The organism is Mucilaginibacter sp. (genome assembly GCF_041088075.1).
GTDB lineage: Bacteria > Bacteroidota > Bacteroidia > Sphingobacteriales > Sphingobacteriaceae > Mucilaginibacter_A.
The window spans coordinates 31,758-49,006 of the sequence record NZ_JBGCVY010000037.1 but is presented as its reverse complement, the minus strand read 5'-3'; the positions used below and the strand labels follow the sequence as shown (position 1 = coordinate 49,006).

18 protein-coding genes are annotated in these 17,249 nt (G+C 42.2%); 17 read left to right on the top strand and 1 reads right to left on the bottom strand.

The window, feature by feature from the left end:
- Positions 1-165: 165 nt before the first annotated feature.
- A complete protein-coding gene (locus V5804_RS08575) occupies positions 166-351 on the top strand; it encodes a hypothetical protein (protein ID WP_369590969.1) in 186 nt (61 codons plus the stop codon).
- A gap of 33 nt (positions 352-384) precedes the next feature.
- On the opposite strand, the gene V5804_RS08570 is transcribed toward V5804_RS08575, so the two are convergent.
- Positions 385-2,052, bottom strand: coding sequence for a glutamine--tRNA ligase/YqeY domain fusion protein (locus V5804_RS08570; RefSeq protein WP_369590968.1), 1,668 nt, complete (start codon positions 2,050-2,052; stop codon positions 385-387).
- Between the two features lie 255 nt (positions 2,053-2,307).
- Here V5804_RS08570 and V5804_RS08565 point away from each other — a divergent pair, with 255 nt between their 5' ends.
- From V5804_RS08565 to V5804_RS08490, 16 genes are all read left to right on the top strand, one after another.
- On the top strand, positions 2,308-2,904 hold the full coding sequence (locus V5804_RS08565) for a hypothetical protein (protein WP_369590967.1): 597 nt from the start codon (positions 2,308-2,310) through the stop codon (positions 2,902-2,904).
- Positions 2,905-3,054: 150 nt separating this feature from the next.
- On the top strand, positions 3,055-4,488 hold the full coding sequence (locus tag V5804_RS08560; protein WP_369590966.1) for a sigma-54-dependent transcriptional regulator: 1,434 nt from the start codon (positions 3,055-3,057) through the stop codon (positions 4,486-4,488).
- The gene (locus tag V5804_RS08555) at positions 4,489-4,698 is read left to right on the top strand and encodes a hypothetical protein (protein WP_369590965.1); all 210 of its coding nucleotides are present in this window, start codon (positions 4,489-4,491) and stop codon (positions 4,696-4,698) included. It abuts the gene before it with no gap.
- Between the two features lie 114 nt (positions 4,699-4,812).
- Positions 4,813-5,964, top strand: a complete 1,152-nt coding sequence (locus tag V5804_RS08550) for a thrombospondin type 3 repeat-containing protein (protein WP_369590964.1) — start codon at positions 4,813-4,815, stop codon at positions 5,962-5,964.
- Positions 5,965-6,257: 293 nt separating this feature from the next.
- Complete coding sequence (locus V5804_RS08545) at positions 6,258-6,608, top strand: phage holin family protein (RefSeq protein ID WP_369590963.1); 351 nt, start codon at positions 6,258-6,260, stop codon at positions 6,606-6,608.
- Positions 6,605-7,126 (top strand): hypothetical protein, encoded by a 522-nt coding sequence (locus V5804_RS08540; RefSeq protein WP_369590962.1) that lies wholly within the window; start codon positions 6,605-6,607, stop codon positions 7,124-7,126. Before V5804_RS08545 ends, V5804_RS08540 begins: the two co-directional genes overlap by 4 nt.
- A gap of 315 nt (positions 7,127-7,441) precedes the next feature.
- Positions 7,442-8,092: a tRNA (guanosine(46)-N7)-methyltransferase TrmB gene (trmB, locus tag V5804_RS08535; protein WP_369590961.1), complete on the top strand. Its 651-nt coding sequence runs from the start codon at positions 7,442-7,444 to the stop codon at positions 8,090-8,092.
- A gap of 8 nt (positions 8,093-8,100) precedes the next feature.
- Positions 8,101-8,442: an MGMT family protein gene (locus V5804_RS08530; protein ID WP_369590960.1), complete on the top strand. Its 342-nt coding sequence runs from the start codon at positions 8,101-8,103 to the stop codon at positions 8,440-8,442.
- Positions 8,443-8,470: 28 nt separating this feature from the next.
- Positions 8,471-8,812 carry a carboxymuconolactone decarboxylase family protein gene (locus tag V5804_RS08525; RefSeq protein ID WP_369590959.1) on the top strand — a complete coding sequence of 114 codons (342 nt, stop codon included), beginning with the start codon at positions 8,471-8,473 and terminating at the stop codon, positions 8,810-8,812.
- Positions 8,813-8,933: 121 nt separating this feature from the next.
- A complete protein-coding gene (locus V5804_RS08520) occupies positions 8,934-9,230 on the top strand; it encodes a hypothetical protein (RefSeq protein WP_369590958.1) in 297 nt (98 codons plus the stop codon).
- Between the two features lie 50 nt (positions 9,231-9,280).
- On the top strand, positions 9,281-9,850 hold the full coding sequence (locus V5804_RS08515) for a DNA-3-methyladenine glycosylase I (RefSeq protein WP_369590957.1): 570 nt from the start codon (positions 9,281-9,283) through the stop codon (positions 9,848-9,850).
- A 107-nt stretch (positions 9,851-9,957) separates the two neighbouring features.
- Positions 9,958-12,774 carry a DNA polymerase I gene (gene polA, locus V5804_RS08510; RefSeq protein ID WP_369590956.1) on the top strand — a complete coding sequence of 939 codons (2,817 nt, stop codon included), beginning with the start codon at positions 9,958-9,960 and terminating at the stop codon, positions 12,772-12,774.
- Positions 12,775-12,855: 81 nt separating this feature from the next.
- Positions 12,856-14,280, top strand: coding sequence for a glycogen synthase (locus V5804_RS08505; protein ID WP_369590955.1), 1,425 nt, complete (start codon positions 12,856-12,858; stop codon positions 14,278-14,280).
- Complete coding sequence (locus tag V5804_RS08500; protein WP_369590954.1) at positions 14,277-15,545, top strand: glucose-1-phosphate adenylyltransferase; 1,269 nt, start codon at positions 14,277-14,279, stop codon at positions 15,543-15,545. The genes V5804_RS08505 and V5804_RS08500 overlap by 4 nt, the downstream gene beginning before the upstream one ends.
- A gap of 412 nt (positions 15,546-15,957) precedes the next feature.
- Positions 15,958-16,392 (top strand): RidA family protein, encoded by a 435-nt coding sequence (locus V5804_RS08495; RefSeq protein WP_369590953.1) that lies wholly within the window; start codon positions 15,958-15,960, stop codon positions 16,390-16,392.
- Between the two features lie 299 nt (positions 16,393-16,691).
- On the top strand, positions 16,692-17,237 hold the full coding sequence (locus V5804_RS08490) for a carboxymuconolactone decarboxylase family protein (protein WP_369590952.1): 546 nt from the start codon (positions 16,692-16,694) through the stop codon (positions 17,235-17,237).
- Positions 17,238-17,249: the final 12 nt, after the last annotated feature.

Sequence of the window (17,249 nt, the reverse complement as noted above, 5' to 3'; positions counted from 1 at the left end):
TGTCTTTATTAGAAGCAAAACTTTTATTCAACATTGAACCCGTTTTATAACTGATAACAAACCGATAATTTGGTTTACAAATGGCTAAACGAACACTAATTTTTACTCGATAAAAGAAGCATTATATTTTGTAGATTCGTTTACACCTTTTTAAACCTAAATAAAATGATAAATGCAAGACGAATCGTAATCGCTGTGATACTGCTGATAACCGTTGTCAACTACAGCCGCATTACCGGAAACGAAAACATCAGGACGATCCAGTTTTTGTACATTTTTGTGATGGACGCGCTATCATCGCTGTTGATTAACGAGTTTGTGGTTTTGTTTAAAGCAAGAAGAAAGGGATAATTGTCCACTAATTTTTACCCGATAAAAACAGTATCAACCTTTTCTAACTTCCTTGGCCCAAGTATCTTTCAACGTAACCGTGCGGTTAAAAATTAATTTCTCCGAAGTTGCATCCTGATCCAGACAAAAATAACCTTTCCTGATAAATTGGTAACTGCGGCCGGTTTCTGCCTGTGCCAAATCCGGCTCGATAAAAGCAGTGGTGGTAATTAAACTTTGCGGGTTGATGTAGTTTTCAAAACCGCCTTCGGCGTTGCCCATATCTTCTTCGGTAAACAAACGGTCGTACAAACGTACTTCGGCTGTTTTTGCGTGCGGCACACTTACCCAATGTATGGTTCCTTTTACGGTGATGCCGCTGGTATCGTGCCCACTTTTGCTTTCGGGGATGTAGCTGCAATGGATTTCGGTGATTTCTCCGTTTGTATCTTTCACAAAATCCTCACATTTAATAATGTAGGCGCTTTTTAAACGTACCATCAAACCCGGACCTAAACGGAAGAATTTTTTAGGCGCGTTCTCCATAAAATCTTCACGCTCGATATAAATTTCACGACTAAAAGGCAAATCGCGGCCGCCGTCGCCGCCTTCCACTTCCGGGTTGTTTTCGCCGTGCAGCATTTCTTCCTGCCCTTCGGGATAATTGGTGATGACAACTTTTACCGGATCTAAAACTGCCATCCTTCTCCAGGCCGTTTTGTTCAATTCTTCGCGTAAGCAAAATTCTAAAAGGCTGGCTTCAATCATGTTTTCCCTTTTGGCTACGCCAATGCGGTCGCAAAAATCGCGGATGCTGGCAGCCGTATAACCGCGGCGGCGCAAACCGCTGATGGTCGGCATCCGCGGGTCGTCCCAACCGGAAACAAAATTTTGGTTAACCAATTGTAGCAATTTGCGCTTGCTCATCACGGTATAAGTAATGTTGAGACGGGCAAATTCGTACTGCTGCGAAGGAAAAATCTCCAGCTTTTCGATAAACCAGTTGTACAGTTCGCGGTGCGGGATAAACTCCAGCGTACAAAGCGAATGCGTGACATTTTCGATGGAATCACTTTGTCCGTGTGCAAAATCATACATCGGATAAATGCACCATTTGTTGCCGGTACGATGATGATTTGCATGTTTAATACGGTACATCAACGGATCACGCATGTGCATATTTGGCGAGGCCAGGTCAGCTTTTGCCCGAAGCACTTTTGCGCCGTCGGGATATTTTCCGTCGTGCATTTCGGTAAAAAGCTGTACGTTTTCTTCGATCGTGCGGCTGCGATATTGGTTTGGCGTTCCCGGTTCTGTCGGCGTCCCTTTTTGGGCGGCAATTTCTTCGGGCGTGCTGTCGTCCACATAAGCCAAACCTTGCTGAATGAGGTTCAGAGCAAAAGCATACAGCAAATCAAAATAATCAGAAGCGTACAATTCATTGGCCCAGGTAAAACCCAGCCATTTTACATCAGCTTTAATGCTTTCTACATATTCGGTTTCTTCGGTTACCGGGTTGGTATCATCAAAGCGAAGATTGGTCTGGCCACCATATTCCTGTGCCAAACCAAAATTTAAGCAGATGGATTTGGCGTGGCCGATGTGCAGATAACCGTTCGGCTCGGGCGGAAAACGGGTAAAAACCTTGCCGCCGTTTTTGCCGTTGCGGATGTCTTCTTCAACTATTTCTTCTATAAAATTTAATGGTTTTTTCTCGCTCATAATCCTGCTTGTGCTTTACAAAAGTAGAAAAATTTTGCAGCGGCGGCATTTTACCGGCTTCGTCAAAGTATTTTAATTTTAGGTTTTCCTCATGATCAACACCAATTTTATGCCGGTAAAAGAAGCATCCTGACTTTTTTCAAAAAATATTCAACTGTTAATCAATCGTTTGATTAATCCTGACATTGAAATGAAACAAGATTTTACAATCCTTTTTACCTTTGTTCCATGTTTAAACACATAATAATTACGACTATGAAAAATCTAACAAAAATTACTGTTTTAGCCTTGGCATTTGCCGGCTTAACTTTTACTGCAAAAGCACAAACCACTACTGCAACACCTACGCCTTCTACGCGCACCAACCAAGCCATCCGTTTAAGCATCGGCCCTGATGCAGGTTTTCCGGTTGGATCATTATCAGACAGAGCAAAATGGAATTTAGGCGGATCAATCCAAGCTGATTTCCCGATTGCTACCGGATTGGATGTAACTGCCAATGCCGGTTTTAACAATTTCTTTGGAAAAAACTATACGCTTGGTCCGGTTACTGCTAAGTACACCGACATCAACTTAGTCCCAGTAAAACTTGGTTTGAAATACTTTCCGGTAGAAAATTTCTACGTGCAAGGTGAAGCCGGTGCTTCTTTTATCGCTAATAAAAACAAAATTGGCGCTGACCAATCTGCCGCTTTTACTTACGCGCCTCAAATTGGTGTTTTGTTTCCGGTTGGCAACAAAAATTATATTGATGCCGGTATCCGCTACGAAAGCAACACCAAATTTTACACCAACGGCAGCAGCAACAATTTCTTCGGAATCCGCGTTGCCTATGCTTTCGATTTAAAATAACACAACGTTTAACTACTGAACAAAAAGCTGCTTTATATAAGGCAGCTTTTTTTATGCCTAAATTTTCGGGCCTCATCGCGGAACCTTTTGCCAATATTAGCGTAAAGCGGTTTGTGGTCAACTGTGTAATTTGATCAGGCAAAACTGTTTATGAAAAAGCTGCTGATAGTTGATGATGAAATAAATACAGCAAACCTGTTGTCGAGGTTTTTAACGCGCAATGGTTTTGAGGTGATGACTGCGGCCAGCGGGGCAGCAGCAGCAGAACTGTTAAAAAACCATGAATTTACGCTGGTGCTTTGCGATTTCAGGTTGGAAGATACCGATGGCCGCGAGGTTTTGAAAAAGATCAAACAGCAATATCCCGAAACTGGCGTGATCATTATTACCGGTTATTCGGATATTAAAATGGCGGTGGAACTTATCAAAATGGGTGCTTACGATTATATTACGAAGCCGCTTTACCCCGATGAAATCCTGAACACCATTAATAAGGCGATTGAAACACACAGTGCTTTGGCCGCGGCGCCTGTCAATATTTATCCATCAACCGAAAAAAACACCGATAAAAGAAGCATTGCCCTAACACCAGGAAACCAGGAACTGGTGGCCGGAACCAGCGAAGCTTCAAAAGAACTGGCGCGACAAATCAACTTGGTTTCGCCAACAAATTATAGTGTGATTATTTTTGGCGAAAGCGGAACGGGCAAAGAATCGGTAGCCAAAAGCATCCACCAAAACAGCGACCGCAGCAACAAGCCTTTTGTGGCGATGGATTGCGGATCGTTAACGAAAGAACTGGCCGGAAGCGAATTTTTTGGCCATGAAAAAGGTTCTTTTACCGGTGCCTTAAACACCAAGATCGGCCATTTCGAGATGGCCAACGGCGGCACTTTGTTTTTGGATGAGATTGGAAACCTTTCCTACGAAATCCAGGCCACACTTTTACGGACGGTGCAAGAAAGAAAAGTAAAACGCATCGGCAGCACCAAAGAAATTGATTTGGACGTGCGTATCATTGTGGCAACCAACGAAAACCTGATCGAAGCGATACAAAAAGGGCGTTTTAGGGAAGATTTGTACCACCGCTTTAACGAGTTTGCCATTTATATGCCGCCTTTGCGCAACCGTGGAAACGATATGATGCTGATCGCCACGCATTTTGCAAAAATCACCAGCGGGGAACTGGGCAAAAACATCAGCCGTTTTTCATCCGAAGCAACCATTGCTTTAACCAATTATGCCTGGCCAGGAAATATCCGCGAACTGAAGAACGTGATCAGGAGGGCGGTTTTATTAACCGAAGGCGAGGAAATCTCCGGAAAAACATTGCCACTCGAAATTTATAACCAGTATATAAAAACACCGGTAAACGAAGCATTGGCAGAAACGCCGCAAGCACCCATCATCCTGCCAAAAAACGATTTAAAAAACGCGGCCATGGAAGCCGAATACGAAACCATTTTGCGGGTTTTGAAAGAAGTAAACTACAACAAAACAAAAGCTGCACAAATTTTAAACATCGACCGTAAAACTTTGTACAATAAAATGAATGCGGCCAGCCAGCAAACTATTAAAGCTTAAATGATGAACACAGAAAACGAGGCAACGGTGGCGGCAAGGGTTTTAGAGCACGACATCAGGAATCAGCTTGGCAACATTTACCTGGCAGTGGAAGGCATCAAAGCTGAACTGGCAGACAACACTAACGAAGATTTTGCCTGCTACACAGATATTATCATAAATTGCTGCAAACAAGTAGAGCATATTATCAAACGGGCTAAACCAAATTAAACCAGCATCTGTTAAACCTCAAAAAATAAATTAATTTTCAACCAACTATCTATTCACAGCAATGTTGTTAATCAAATAAATAATTAGCAATATTGCACAACCAAAAAAACAACGATGAAAAAAGTAAATTTCTACTCTCTAATAGCTCTCGGCTTGTTGTCCCTGCCGGCGGCTACGTCCTTCGGGCAAGACTCTACGGCCAGGAAAAGGCCAATGGCAGACATGTCGGGCACGGCACCTACCCCCAAAATTTTTGGCGGCCAATCCCAGTACACTACCTGGAACATTGGCATCAATGCCGGTGTTTTGGCCCCGCTTATCCCTTTCGGTTCTAACGATTTCACCAACAAAGAACTAAATTTTGGCTACGGCGCTTCCCTTCGTAAACAACTGGCCCACTCATTTGGCCTACAGTTGGATTACGTTGGCGGCAAACTTTCCGGTTCAAACGTAAATGCTGTTGGCGGCGTTAAATATGGCACCCGTGCTTTTGACACCAAATTAACTTACTCTGCTACCTTAAGCGGTGTGGTTAACGTTGCCACGATTGATTTTATCCGTCGTAAAAACTCTGTTAATTTCTTCGTTTCTGCCGGTGCAGGTCTTGCAGGTTATGCCCCTAAAGTTACTTTGGCCTCAAACCAGGTAGTTGATTTCGAAGGTATTGCCGGAGACGGAACACATAAATACGTTCATGAATTGGTGATCCCGATTGGTGCCGGTGTAAAGTTCAGGTTGTCTGATAAAGTTGCCTTAAACTTAGGTTATACTGCAACTTTTGTTGATGGCGATAACTTAGACGGTACAAAAGGCGGGTTCCCTACCAAAGATAAATTTTCTTATGGTTATGGTGGTTTAGAATTTGCTTTGGGTGGAAAATCCAAGCCAAATTTAGATTGGGTTAACCCTGTTGCTTTAATGTATGACGAATTAAAAGACCCTACATTGCGTGCTACAGTTGACAGTTTAAAAGGCGAAGTTACCAAAGTTGAAACAGGCGTTTCTGACCTGAAAAAAGATTCTGATGGTGACGGTGTCCGTGATGATTTAGACAAATGCCCTAACACACCTGCAGGTACTGTAGTTGATGGTGGTGGTTGCGAAATTAAAATGCCAACCCCTCCGCCAGTGGTAGAAGCTCCTGCTCCTCCGCCGCCACCGGCCCCGGTTGTTAGAAAAAAACATAAAAAACACCATACAACTAAGAAACACCACACTACAACAAAACATCACACTACAACAAAAAGAAAAGTTACCAGTAAATAGTAAGGTTTCTTATTAACTTAAAAAAAGCTTCGGGTAATTTATCCGGAGCTTTTTTTATGCACTAAAATTTGGTATTTATCTCTTACGCTTTAGCTTATTCTATTCTTGCTTTTTACAACAGGCCATAGTATTTAAAAATTACAGCAAACATTATCAATCGGTTAATAGTTAGCTATTTTGTAAAGACAAAACACAGGGAAATAAATTATACTAAAAATCAAATAAACGTAGTGTAAATAATAAATCTTGATATATCTTTTCCATATCACTATTGCTTATAAAAACCTAACCAAATGGAACAAAACAAAACAAACCCTCCAATTATCGAGCAAATAAAAGAATTCATAGAAACCAAGATCAGGCTATATAAATACATAGCCATTGACAAGACCACTACGATCGCCAGCAGCGTTATCGCTTATGCCATTATTGCCGTACTTGGTTTGTTCATCCTGATGTTTGCAACCATAACACTGGCTTTGGCTTTAGGGTCGCTAATTGGCTCTTACTGGGCCGGTTTTGGTATTGTTACGCTGATATTTATTATACTGGCCGTTTTGGTTTTGGTGCTGAAAGCCAAGTATATTGAGGCACCGCTTATTGAATTTTTTATTTCAAAATTTTTTAAAGACAACAGCAAATGATTGTACCAATTAAAACCATCCACGATTTAAGGAATGAAATTGTACGGTTAGAAACGTTGGGCGTACAACAGGAAGTTGCCATCAAACAACGTTTCAGCAGCCCTAAAACTATTTATAAAACCTTGCTCACGGTTTTTCCGAAATCTTCCGGCGGGCCAGGCGGCAAACCTGTACAATTAAACGGGATATTAAACCAGGATTTGATTGCAACCATTTCCAAGTTCCTGCTGCCGTTAACTTTGAATAAAACTTTGTTTAAAGGGTCGGGCTTTATCACACGCTCTATCGTTACTTTTTTGTCTAAAAAAGCATCTGAATACATCAACCAGGATTCGGTAAATACCGGTTGGGACAAAATCAAAACGATGGTTGCCGATGTAAAAGTCCCGGAAACCGTAAAGTCAAAAACGAAAACGATCGAAAACTTTATAGCCAAACTTTTACCTGCTAAAAAGAGTATCAAAACAACCACACCGGTAAGGATCAACACGCCGATTGTGGTTAAAAAGATAGATTGATTTCGATACAAACCAATCAGAAAAGCAGGTTCAACAAAGCCTGCTTTTTTTGTTTCAATGCTTTTTATAGTAAAAGTTGTTTAATTTTTTTCTGCGTTGATGCTTCTTTTATCACCTAAAAATCTTAATGGTAGTTTTTTTAATTTGTTAAGTTCAAGCAAATAAGTACACCAATTTTTACCCGATAAAAGAAGCATGTATTTTTTTATTGTACAAATAATAACGTGCACTATAAATTTAAAAACCTTCCTTATTTAAATTTTCATTTTCAGGAGTTACCCGCTAAAGCTATTTTTACCGATTAAATATTTTGGTTTGGGAAAAGATAAATTAAGGCGCTTTGCAGAAATTTCAACTTTCGAAAACGTTTTACAGTTAGAAGAAGGCCACGCACGCAAAGGCCAATGGCATCCGCAGCAATTTGAAAACCAGCATCCGTTGGTTTTAGAACTGGCCTGCGGAAAAGGGGAATACACCGTAGAAATGGCACGGCTTTTTCCCGAAAAAAACTTCATCGGCATTGATTATAAAGGAAACCGGATTTGGCGCGGTGCAAAAACAGCTTTGGAAGAAGCGGTAACGAATGTTGCTTTTTTAAGAATCCAGATTGAAAACATCGAAGCTTATTTTGAACCGAAAGAAGTTTCGGAAATCTGGATTACGTTTCCCGATCCGCAACCGCAAGTAAGCCGCGAAAAAAAACGGCTGACTTCCTCCCGTTTCTTAGTTAATTATCGAAATATTTTGCAGCCCGGCGGCTTGGTTCATCTTAAAACCGATGACGATAATTTGTATGCTTACACTTTGGCCAAAATCGAAGAACATCAGTTAAAGCTGCACATCGCCACAAATGATTTGTATCATTCAGTATTTGCAGATGAAATCCTGTCCATCAAAACTTACTACGAGAAAAAATACCTCAAAAACAACAAGAACATCAATTACCTCAAATTTTCTTTTGATTAAATTGAACGATGGAAAATGATAGTTTTTATGAACGCGTTTATTGGGTTGTCCGCCAAATTCCGGTCGGCAGGGTAACCAGTTATGGCGCTATTGCCGAGTTTCTGGGCACAAAAGGTTCGTCGCGAATGGTTGGTTATGCGATGGGCGCTTCGGTACGTATTTTTCCGCCTGTTCCGGCTCATCGTGTGGTCAACCGGTCGGGATTGCTGACCGGAAAACAGCATTTCGGCAGTCCGCATTTAATGCAGCAACTGTTGGAAAACGAAGGAATTGTGGTGGAAGACGACCGGATCAAAAACTTTAAACAGGTATTTTGGGACCCGGCCGAAGCACTAAATTTAGGGGCATAAAAGAAGCATCGGCACAAAAACAACAAACATGGGAAATTTAACAAACGATTTTAACGATTACCGCAGCCGGATGAACAGCCGGATCATGGAAACTTCGAACACCAATATCAAGCGTTTTTTTGCTTTGGATACCACCACTTATGCGGCCGGAGCATTGGATGTAAAAACCAAAGAAATGCTGGGTTTGGTGGCTTCGATGGTTTTGCGTTGCGATGACTGCATCAAATACCATTTAGAAAAATGCCATGATGAAGGCGTTGACCAGGATGAAATCAACGAAGTTTTTATGATCGCCAATTTGGTTGGCGGCTCGATTGTGATCCCGCATTACCGCCGCGCCGTGGAATATTGGGACGAGTTGAACGGATAATTGCTTGCTTGTTACAGGTTTTTGGTTCTCAGTTTTTTGCCTGCTAAAAGAAGCAAAATAACTGTTACATATTAAACGCTGGGATTTTCCATCGGTCATAATTTCCAAAAAACCTAAAACTATGAAAACGATAAAATTATTCCTGCTGGCTTCAACCTTAACCTTGCTGCTGGCATCCTGCGGCGGCGGATATTATGTGGCCGAACGCCCTGCACCTTATCTTTACACGCGCCCTGCGCCGCCTTACGGCGGAGCAATCTGGATCGGGCCGGAATATTATTGGAACAGCGGCCGCTACGTTGCCCGCCCTGGTTACTGGAGCAGGCCGCGGCCAAACTACAGCTACCGGCCCGGCTACTGGAACCACGGTTCGCGCGGACATTCCTGGGTTCGCGGCGGTTGGCGGCCAGCCCGATAGTATAAATAAAAAATGCTGCTTAAATTAGGCGGCATTTTTTATTTTTAGCCATGGAAGAAAACAGAATTACGCGTTGTTCCTGGTGCGGAAACGACCCATTATACACCAAATACCATGATGAAGAATGGGGCAAAGAGGTTCATAATGATCAGGTTTTGTTTGAATTTTTAGTGCTCGAATCCGCACAAGCCGGTTTAAGTTGGCTCACCATTTTGCGTAAAAGAGAAAATTACCGAAAAGCTTTTGCCAATTTTGATGCCGAAAAAGTAGCCGCATTTACCGAAGCCGATGTAGAACGGTTGATGCAAGATGTCGGCATTATCCGAAACCGTTTAAAAATCCAGGCGGCTATCAGCAATGCGATACTGTTTTTACAGGTGCAAAAACAGTATGGCTCCTTCGATAAATATTTGTACAGTTTTATGCCCGAAGAAAAACCGATCATCACCCAAAAAGAACTTGATAGCGAACCAATCATTACAACCAAAATCTCCGATGCCATTAGCAAAAACTTAAAAAAACGCGGCTTCAAATTTTTCGGTTCTACCATTTGCTACGCGCACATGCAGGCAACCGGCATGGTGAACGACCACGCTGCAAATTGCAGTTTCAGATTCTGATCTTCCCTTCGCTACAATCAATCCAAATCCTTAAAATTGCATTAATCCGTGTAATCAATTTCAAAATCCGTGTAATCAATTTCAAAATCGGTGCAATCATATCTTCCATGAAAAAATTATTCCTTTTGGATGGCATGGCGCTTATTTACCGCGCCCATTTCGCCCTCAGCAAAAACCCGCGCTTTACTTCGGGTGGCATCAACACCTCGGCCGTGATGGGTTTTGCCAACACGCTGATGGAAATCCTTAAAAAAGAAGCGCCAACACATCTCGCCGTTGTTTTTGATACCGACGCGCCTACCGAACGCCATACCGATTTTGTGGCTTACAAAGCGCATCGCCAAGCCATGCCCGAAGATTTGTCGCTGGCTTTGCCCTACGTTTTTCGTTTGGTGGAAGGTTTTAATATTCCGCTAATCACTTCGGATGGTTTTGAAGCCGACGACGTGATTGGCACTTTGGCCAAAAAAGCCGAACAAAAAGGCTACACCGTTTTTTGCATGACGCCGGACAAAGATTTTTGCCAGTTGGTTTCCGAAAACATTTTCGTTTACAAACCTGCGCGCATGGGCAACGACATGGAAATTTTAGGGGTAAAAGAAGTATTGGAAAAATGGGAAGTGCAAACGCCGGAGCAAGTCATAGATATTTTGGGTTTGTGGGGCGATGCGGTGGACAACATTCCGGGCATTCCGGGCATTGGCGAAAAAACGGCGAAACTGCTGATTAAACAGTTTGGTTCGGTAGAAGAAGTAATCAAAAACGCGGATCAATTAAAAGGCAAAATGCGCGAAAACGTGGAGAAGTTTGCCGAGCAGGGTTTGGTTTCCAAAAAATTAGCGACTATTTTGCTGAATGCGCCGGTTGAACTGGACGAAGACGCTTTGCTGGTTGGCGCACCAAGCCGCGAATTATTAGAACCGCTTTTTGCCGAACTGGAATTCAGGACGATTGGCCGACGGGTTTTTGGCGAAGATTTCTCGGTAAACGAAGCACGTTCTTCCATCGGTGTTCAGGCTGATTTGTTTAGCAATCCCACAGAAAATGGCAATGCTTCTTTTACCACAAAAAAATCAGTGGAAATTGAAACGCCGGAACCAATGGTTGTCAGCAAAAATATTGACAATACGCCACACAAATATTTTTTGATGGACACGCCAGAAAAGCGAAAAGAACTGATTAATCTGCTTTCCGGCCAGACTTCAATTTGCTTTGATACAGAAACTACTGGAACCGATGCCAACCAATGCGAGTTGGTGGGTTTGTCTTTTTCCGTAAAAGTTGGCCAAGGTTATTACGTTCCGGTTCCTGCGGATCAAATCGAAACCCAAAACATCGTTAACGAATTTAAAGCGGTTTTGGAAAACGAAAAGATCACGAAGATCGGCCAAAACCTCAAGTTTGATATTTTGGTGTTGAAATGGTACGGCGTAAACCTGCAAGGCGCTTTGTTTGATACGATGATGGCGCATTACCTCATTGATCCCGATACGCGCCACAACATGGATTTGCTGGCCGAAAATTATTTAGGTTATTCGCCGGTTTCCATCACTTCTTTGATCGGTCCCAAAGGGAAAAACCAGGGTACGATGCGCGACGTGGAAATCGAAAAAATCAAAGAATATGCTTCCGAAGATGCCGACATAACTTTGCAGCTAAAAGAAGCATTTGAACCGGTTTTAAAATCGGTGAAAGCCGAAAAATTAGCGCATGATTTAGAGTTTCCGTTGATTTATGTGCTGGCCGAAATGGAGTTTGAAGGCGTGAAAATCAACCGCGAAACGCTGAACGAATCGTCCGCGCATTTGGAAAACGATTTGGCGCAGTTGGAAAAAACGGTTTATGAAAAGGCCGGACTAAAATTCAATATTTCATCACCGAAACAACTCGGAGAAGTTTTGTTTGAGAAGTTGATGCTGGACCCAAAAGCTAAAAAAACCAAAACCGGGCAATATCAAACCGGCGAAGACGTGCTTCTTTTACTGGCCAATAAAAGTGATATTGTGCGCGATATTCTGGATTTCCGCCAGTTACAAAAACTAAAATCAACTTATGTGGATGCTTTGCCGCTGATGATCAACCCAAAAACCGGCCGTGTACATACTTCTTATAACCAGGCAGTTGCAGCAACGGGAAGGCTAAGTTCCAACAATCCAAACTTGCAAAATATCCCGATCCGGACAGAACGCGGCCGCGAAGTGCGCAAAGCTTTTGAGCCGAGGGACGAAGACCATGTGTTGCTTTCTGCGGATTATTCGCAAATCGAATTGCGTTTAATTGCCGAGATCAGCAAAGATGAAAACATGATGGATGCTTTTTTTAAGGGCATTGATATCCACACGGCAACCGCAGCAAAAGTTTATGGCCGAACGATTGAAGAAGTAACTTCCACTGAACGCCGGAACGCAAAAGCGGTAAATTTCGGGATCATTTACGGACAATCAGCTTTTGGTTTGTCGCAAGGTTTGGGTATTTCCCGCAAGGAAGCCACCGAAATTATCGAACAGTATTTTAACCAATATTCGGGCATTAAAACTTACATGAGCAGCACATTGGATTTTGCCAGAGAGAATGGTTATGTGGAAACTTTGATGGGCCGCCGCCGGTATTTGCGCGATATTAATTCAGCCAATCCAACCGTTCGTGGTTATGCCGAGCGAAACGCGATCAATGCACCAATCCAAGGTTCGGCGGCGGACATGATCAAGATTGCGATGATCAACATCCACAACGAACTCATCAACAAAAAACTGGATACCAAAATGACAATGCAGGTGCATGACGAACTGGTGTTTGACGTGCCCAAAACAGAAGTGGAAACGGTGATGCCTTTGGTTAAAGAACTGATGCAAAACGCGTTTAAAACCAACGTGCCGATTGTGGTAGAAACGGGCGTGGGCAGCAACTGGCTGGAAGCGCATTGATAACGAAAACTTATTTTTTGAATCGCAGTTTGCAATAATATAATTGTTACATTGAGCCACCAATTCTAAAACTTGCAAAGCATGAAAGTAATTCATTTAAGCGCAGAATGTTATCCTGTTGCTAAAATTGGCGGTTTGGGCGATGTGGTCGGCGCGTTGCCAAAATACCTGAACCAGTTGGGCGTAGAAGCGGTTGTAGTGATGCCTTTTTACGAGCGCAAGTTTGTACAGGAAAACGCTTTTGATACTGTTTTTAGGGCCACAAGTTCGATGGGCAACATGCCTTTCTACTTTGAAATCCTAAAAGAAAAAACCAAAAAATTAGGTTTTGATCTATACATCCTGAAAATCCCGGGTTTGCTGGACCGGACGGAAGTTTACGGTTACGATGATGATGTAGAACGCTTTACGGCTTTCCAATTAGCTTTTTTAGATTGGATGCTGTGGTCGGGCGAGCAGGCGGATGTCATCCATTGCCACGACCATCAAACCGGATTGGTGCCTTTCCTGCTTTATTATTCCCGGCGTTACACGTCGCTTTCCAACATTCGTACCGTTTTCACCATTCATAACGGGCAATATCATGGTGCTTTTGGTTGGGAAAAGTTTAACTATTTGCCCGATGTTGACCCCTGGAAAACGGGTTTGCTGGATTGGAACGGTGGCATCAACCCTTTAGCTTCGGCGGTGCGCTGCGCGGATGCTTTTACAACGGTTTCGCCAAGTTATTTGCTGGAACTGACTTCCAATTCTAACGGTTTGGAATATTTGTTTGAACTGGAAAAAGCGCATGGAACCGGCATCATCAACGGTATTGATTACGATGTTTGGGACCCGGAAAACGATCCGATGATTGTAACTCATTACAAAACTAAAAATGTTGCGGTAAAAAAAGCATCCAACAAAGCTTTTTTATGTGAGCAGTTTGGCTTTTCTCCGGATAAACCTTTGTTTACTTTCATCGGCAGACTGGTTGGCGAAAAAGGCGCGGATTTATTGCCCGAAATTTTCAGGCAGATATTTGTAGATACAGAAAACCCGGTCAGTGTTTTGATTTTAGGTTCTGGTGAAGCCGCAACCGAGCATGAATTAAGTGCCCTAAAAGAAGCATTCCCCGGCCGGTACAACGCTTACATCGGTTACAACGAAGAACTGGCGCACCGCATTTATGCCGGCGCAGATTTTATTTTGATGCCTTCGCGGGTTGAGCCTTGCGGCTTAAACCAGCTTTATGCTTTGCGTTACGCTACCATTCCGGTGGTAAACAGCACCGGCGGCTTGAAAGATACGGTGATTGATATTAGTGAACCCAACGGCTATGGCATCCGGTGCGAAGCAGCTACAGTGGATGCTGTTTTTACCGGCATAAAAAGAGCAATCGAACTTTTTAAGAACACAGCGGCTTTACAATTGTTATATCCGCAAACGATGTCCCTGGATTTTTCCTGGGCGCGTTCAGCCAAAGAATATATTCATCTCTACCAAAGTTTAAAACCTAAATCATGACTTCCTCTAAAGTAATCTGCATCGTATTGGGCGGCGGCCAGGGTTCCCGGCTGTTCCCTTTAACAGCTACACGCTCTAAGCCCGCTGTTCCTATTGCCGGAAAATACCGCTTGGTAGATATTCCCATTTCCAACTGTATCAACTCGGGCATCGAACGTATTTATGTGCTGACACAGTTTAACTCGGCCTCGCTCAACAAGCACATCAAAAACACCTACCATTTTAGTGTTTTCAGCAATTCATTTGTTGATATTTTGGCTGCCGAACAAACGCCGCACAACACTACCTGGTACCAGGGAACGGCGGATGCGGTACGGCAATCGTTACATCATTTGGCACCGCACGAGTTTGATTACGTGTTGATTTTGTCCGGCGACCAGTTGTACCAAATGGACTTTTGCAAGATGATTGATGAACATGAAGCAAAAGGCGCCGAGATTTCTATTGCAACCATTCCGGTTGATGAGGTAGATTCGGCAGGTTTTGGTATTTTGAAAACGGATGAAAACCAAATGATTACGTCCTTTATTGAGAAACCCAAAAAAGACATGCTGCCAGGCTGGGATTCTGAAGTGAGCGAAGAAATGAAGGAACAAGGCCGTATTTATTTGGCTTCGATGGGTATTTATATGTTTAACCGCAAAACGCTGTACGATTTGCTGGAAGGCAACACCCGTGCCGATTTTGGTAAAGAAATTATCCCGCAATCCATCGGCAACAATAAAATTTTGAGTTACCAGTACGAAGGTTATTGGACAGATATTGGTAGCATTCCGTCTTTTTTTGATGCCAACTTAGGTTTGACCGACGAAATCCCGCAGTTTAATTTGTTTGATAAAAGAAGCATTTTTTCGAGGGCAAGGATGCTGCCGCCTTCCAAACTTTCGGGAACTTCCTTGCACAACGCCATGATTTCGGATGGTTGTATCATCCATGCTGCCCATATTTCCAGATCGGTAATTGGCATCCGTACACGTATTGGCGTTGGTTCAACAATCATTAATACTTATGTAATGGGTAATGATTATTACCAAACGCTGGAACAAATAGCTGCTTATAAAGAAGAAAATAAACCGATAATGGGCATCGGCGAACGTTGCTACATCAACAATGCCATTTTAGACAAGAACTGCTACATCGGCAATGATGTAAAAATCAATGGCGGCAAGCATTTGGAAGACGGCGATTTTGGGACTTACACCGTTACCGAAGGCATTATTGTGGTGAAGAAAAACGCAATTATCCCAAGCGGAACAATTATCTAAAATAATCTGAATTTCTTAATACATAAAAAGAGGTGTCTCAAAAGGGCATCTCTTTTTTTGTGTTAGAAATAATTTCATAAATAAAAACAGAGCTAATAATTCAAAAATTAATTTGCTTTAACTGCTGCCGAAAATTAAACTTTAGAGGCTGTTTAATCCATACAAGAAAAAAGGGCAATGCTTCTTTTACCCTATAAAAATTGGTGGTTACTTGAAATTTGTTTTGCTTGGTGCAAATACCAATTTTTATAGGGTAAAAGAAGCATACAAACTTCAAACAAAACCGGAATACTTATTTACAAATAAAATACCTGTTGTAAGGAAATCAATCGGAATACGACTACTTCTAAAATAAATTATACAAAGAAGATCACGATCAACGCACCTATCAAAATCACACCCGACTTATATTATGGAAAAAAATGAACAAAATGGCCTGGAGCAAGCACAAAACAGTACTGAAATCCAGCATTATGATATTGGAATTGCCAAACAAATGGGATCGTTTAATGACGCTTCCGGAGTTGGAAGCGGTTACCGGTGGCTGTATACCTCCGGTATGCCGGGCTTATCAATAAACGGGGAAGTCCCTGATGGTATAAAAGCGCAAAGTGAACTTGCCTGGCAAAGCATAATCTCGCTTTTAAAAGCTGCCGATATGGGTGTAGAAAACATCGTTAAAATAACGCAGTATTTAACCAATACCAAAGATATTCCGGAGTATTCGATGACCAGAAAAAGCTTTTTGGGCGATACCAAAACAGTTTCAACTTTGTTGATTGTAGCAGAATTGGGATGGCCCAACATGCTGGTGGAAGTTGAAATTATAGCTGCAAAAAAAGCATGATGAAATTGCTGGTCTGCTTCCGCGAACCCGGCTTTTTTCATAACAATTTAATATATTTTCCGATGCTTCTTTTATCACTTAAAAATTGTAAGTATTCAATTTTGGTTTATTTAGATTGATACGGATACCAATTTTTATAGGGTAAAAGAAGCATCATCATTTTTTCTCATATAAATTAAACCATTAAACAGGTTTTTCAAGAGGATGTCAGTTTATTAAAAGAATACGAAAACTGTGTTCTTGCTTGTAAGGAAAGCGCACCTGTTCCGTCTACTTATGTAAATATTAAATTTATTAACATGAGCGTATTCAATGTTCCCGCAAGAGAAGAAGTATCTGTAAACAATCAGAACATTTTTGACCATCTTCAAAGCGCGATCGGCATGGTTCCAAACCTTTATGCCTATTTTGCAAAAAACGAAACCGCTTTGGCCGATTATATCGCCTTGCAAAACAGGAAATCAACTTTAAAGGCCAAAGAAAGGGAAATCATTAACCTGGTAGTAAGCCAGGTAAACGATTGCAAATACTGCCTTGCCGCACATACTGGTTTAGGTAAAATGAACGGATTTACCAATGACCAAATCCTGGAAATCCGCAGCGGAGAAGCAAGTTTTGATGCTAAATTTGATGCTCTTGCAAAATTTGTGAAAGAAGTTACCATTACCCGCGGCAATCCGGCAAGGCATTTAACAGATGCGTTGCTGAATGCAGGTTATACTGAAGCCAACATCATTGACATCGTGATCGTAATTGGTGATAAAACTATTTCTAATTACTTGTATGGGATCACGCAATTTGCTATTGATTTCCCGCAGGTTCAGGAATTGCAAGAAGCCCATTAAAGAGTTGTAAGT

Bases quoted from the DNA above. Each gene is read 5' to 3' on its own strand.
- V5804_RS08490 (WP_369590952.1), top strand. From the start codon at position 16,692: ATGAGCGTATTCAATGTTCCCGCAAGAGAAGAAGTATCTGTAAACAAT.
- V5804_RS08515 (WP_369590957.1), top strand. From the start codon at position 9,281: ATGGAAGAAAACAGAATTACGCGTTGTTCCTGGTGCGGAAACGACCCA.
- V5804_RS08530 (WP_369590960.1), top strand. From the start codon at position 8,101: ATGGAAAATGATAGTTTTTATGAACGCGTTTATTGGGTTGTCCGCCAA.
- V5804_RS08570 (WP_369590968.1), bottom strand. From the start codon at position 2,052: ATGAGCGAGAAAAAACCATTAAATTTTATAGAAGAAATAGTTGAAGAA.
- V5804_RS08495 (WP_369590953.1), top strand. From the start codon at position 15,958: ATGGAAAAAAATGAACAAAATGGCCTGGAGCAAGCACAAAACAGTACT.
- V5804_RS08505 (WP_369590955.1), top strand. From the start codon at position 12,856: ATGAAAGTAATTCATTTAAGCGCAGAATGTTATCCTGTTGCTAAAATT.
- V5804_RS08520 (WP_369590958.1), top strand. From the start codon at position 8,934: ATGAAAACGATAAAATTATTCCTGCTGGCTTCAACCTTAACCTTGCTG.
- V5804_RS08565 (WP_369590967.1), top strand. From the start codon at position 2,308: ATGAAAAATCTAACAAAAATTACTGTTTTAGCCTTGGCATTTGCCGGC.
- V5804_RS08555 (WP_369590965.1), top strand. From the start codon at position 4,489: ATGATGAACACAGAAAACGAGGCAACGGTGGCGGCAAGGGTTTTAGAG.
- polA (WP_369590956.1), top strand. From the start codon at position 9,958: ATGAAAAAATTATTCCTTTTGGATGGCATGGCGCTTATTTACCGCGCC.
- V5804_RS08525 (WP_369590959.1), top strand. From the start codon at position 8,471: ATGGGAAATTTAACAAACGATTTTAACGATTACCGCAGCCGGATGAAC.
- V5804_RS08550 (WP_369590964.1), top strand. From the start codon at position 4,813: ATGAAAAAAGTAAATTTCTACTCTCTAATAGCTCTCGGCTTGTTGTCC.
- V5804_RS08500 (WP_369590954.1), top strand. From the start codon at position 14,277: ATGACTTCCTCTAAAGTAATCTGCATCGTATTGGGCGGCGGCCAGGGT.
- V5804_RS08560 (WP_369590966.1), top strand. From the start codon at position 3,055: ATGAAAAAGCTGCTGATAGTTGATGATGAAATAAATACAGCAAACCTG.
- V5804_RS08575 (WP_369590969.1), top strand. From the start codon at position 166: ATGATAAATGCAAGACGAATCGTAATCGCTGTGATACTGCTGATAACC.
- V5804_RS08540 (WP_369590962.1), top strand. From the start codon at position 6,605: ATGATTGTACCAATTAAAACCATCCACGATTTAAGGAATGAAATTGTA.
- V5804_RS08545 (WP_369590963.1), top strand. From the start codon at position 6,258: ATGGAACAAAACAAAACAAACCCTCCAATTATCGAGCAAATAAAAGAA.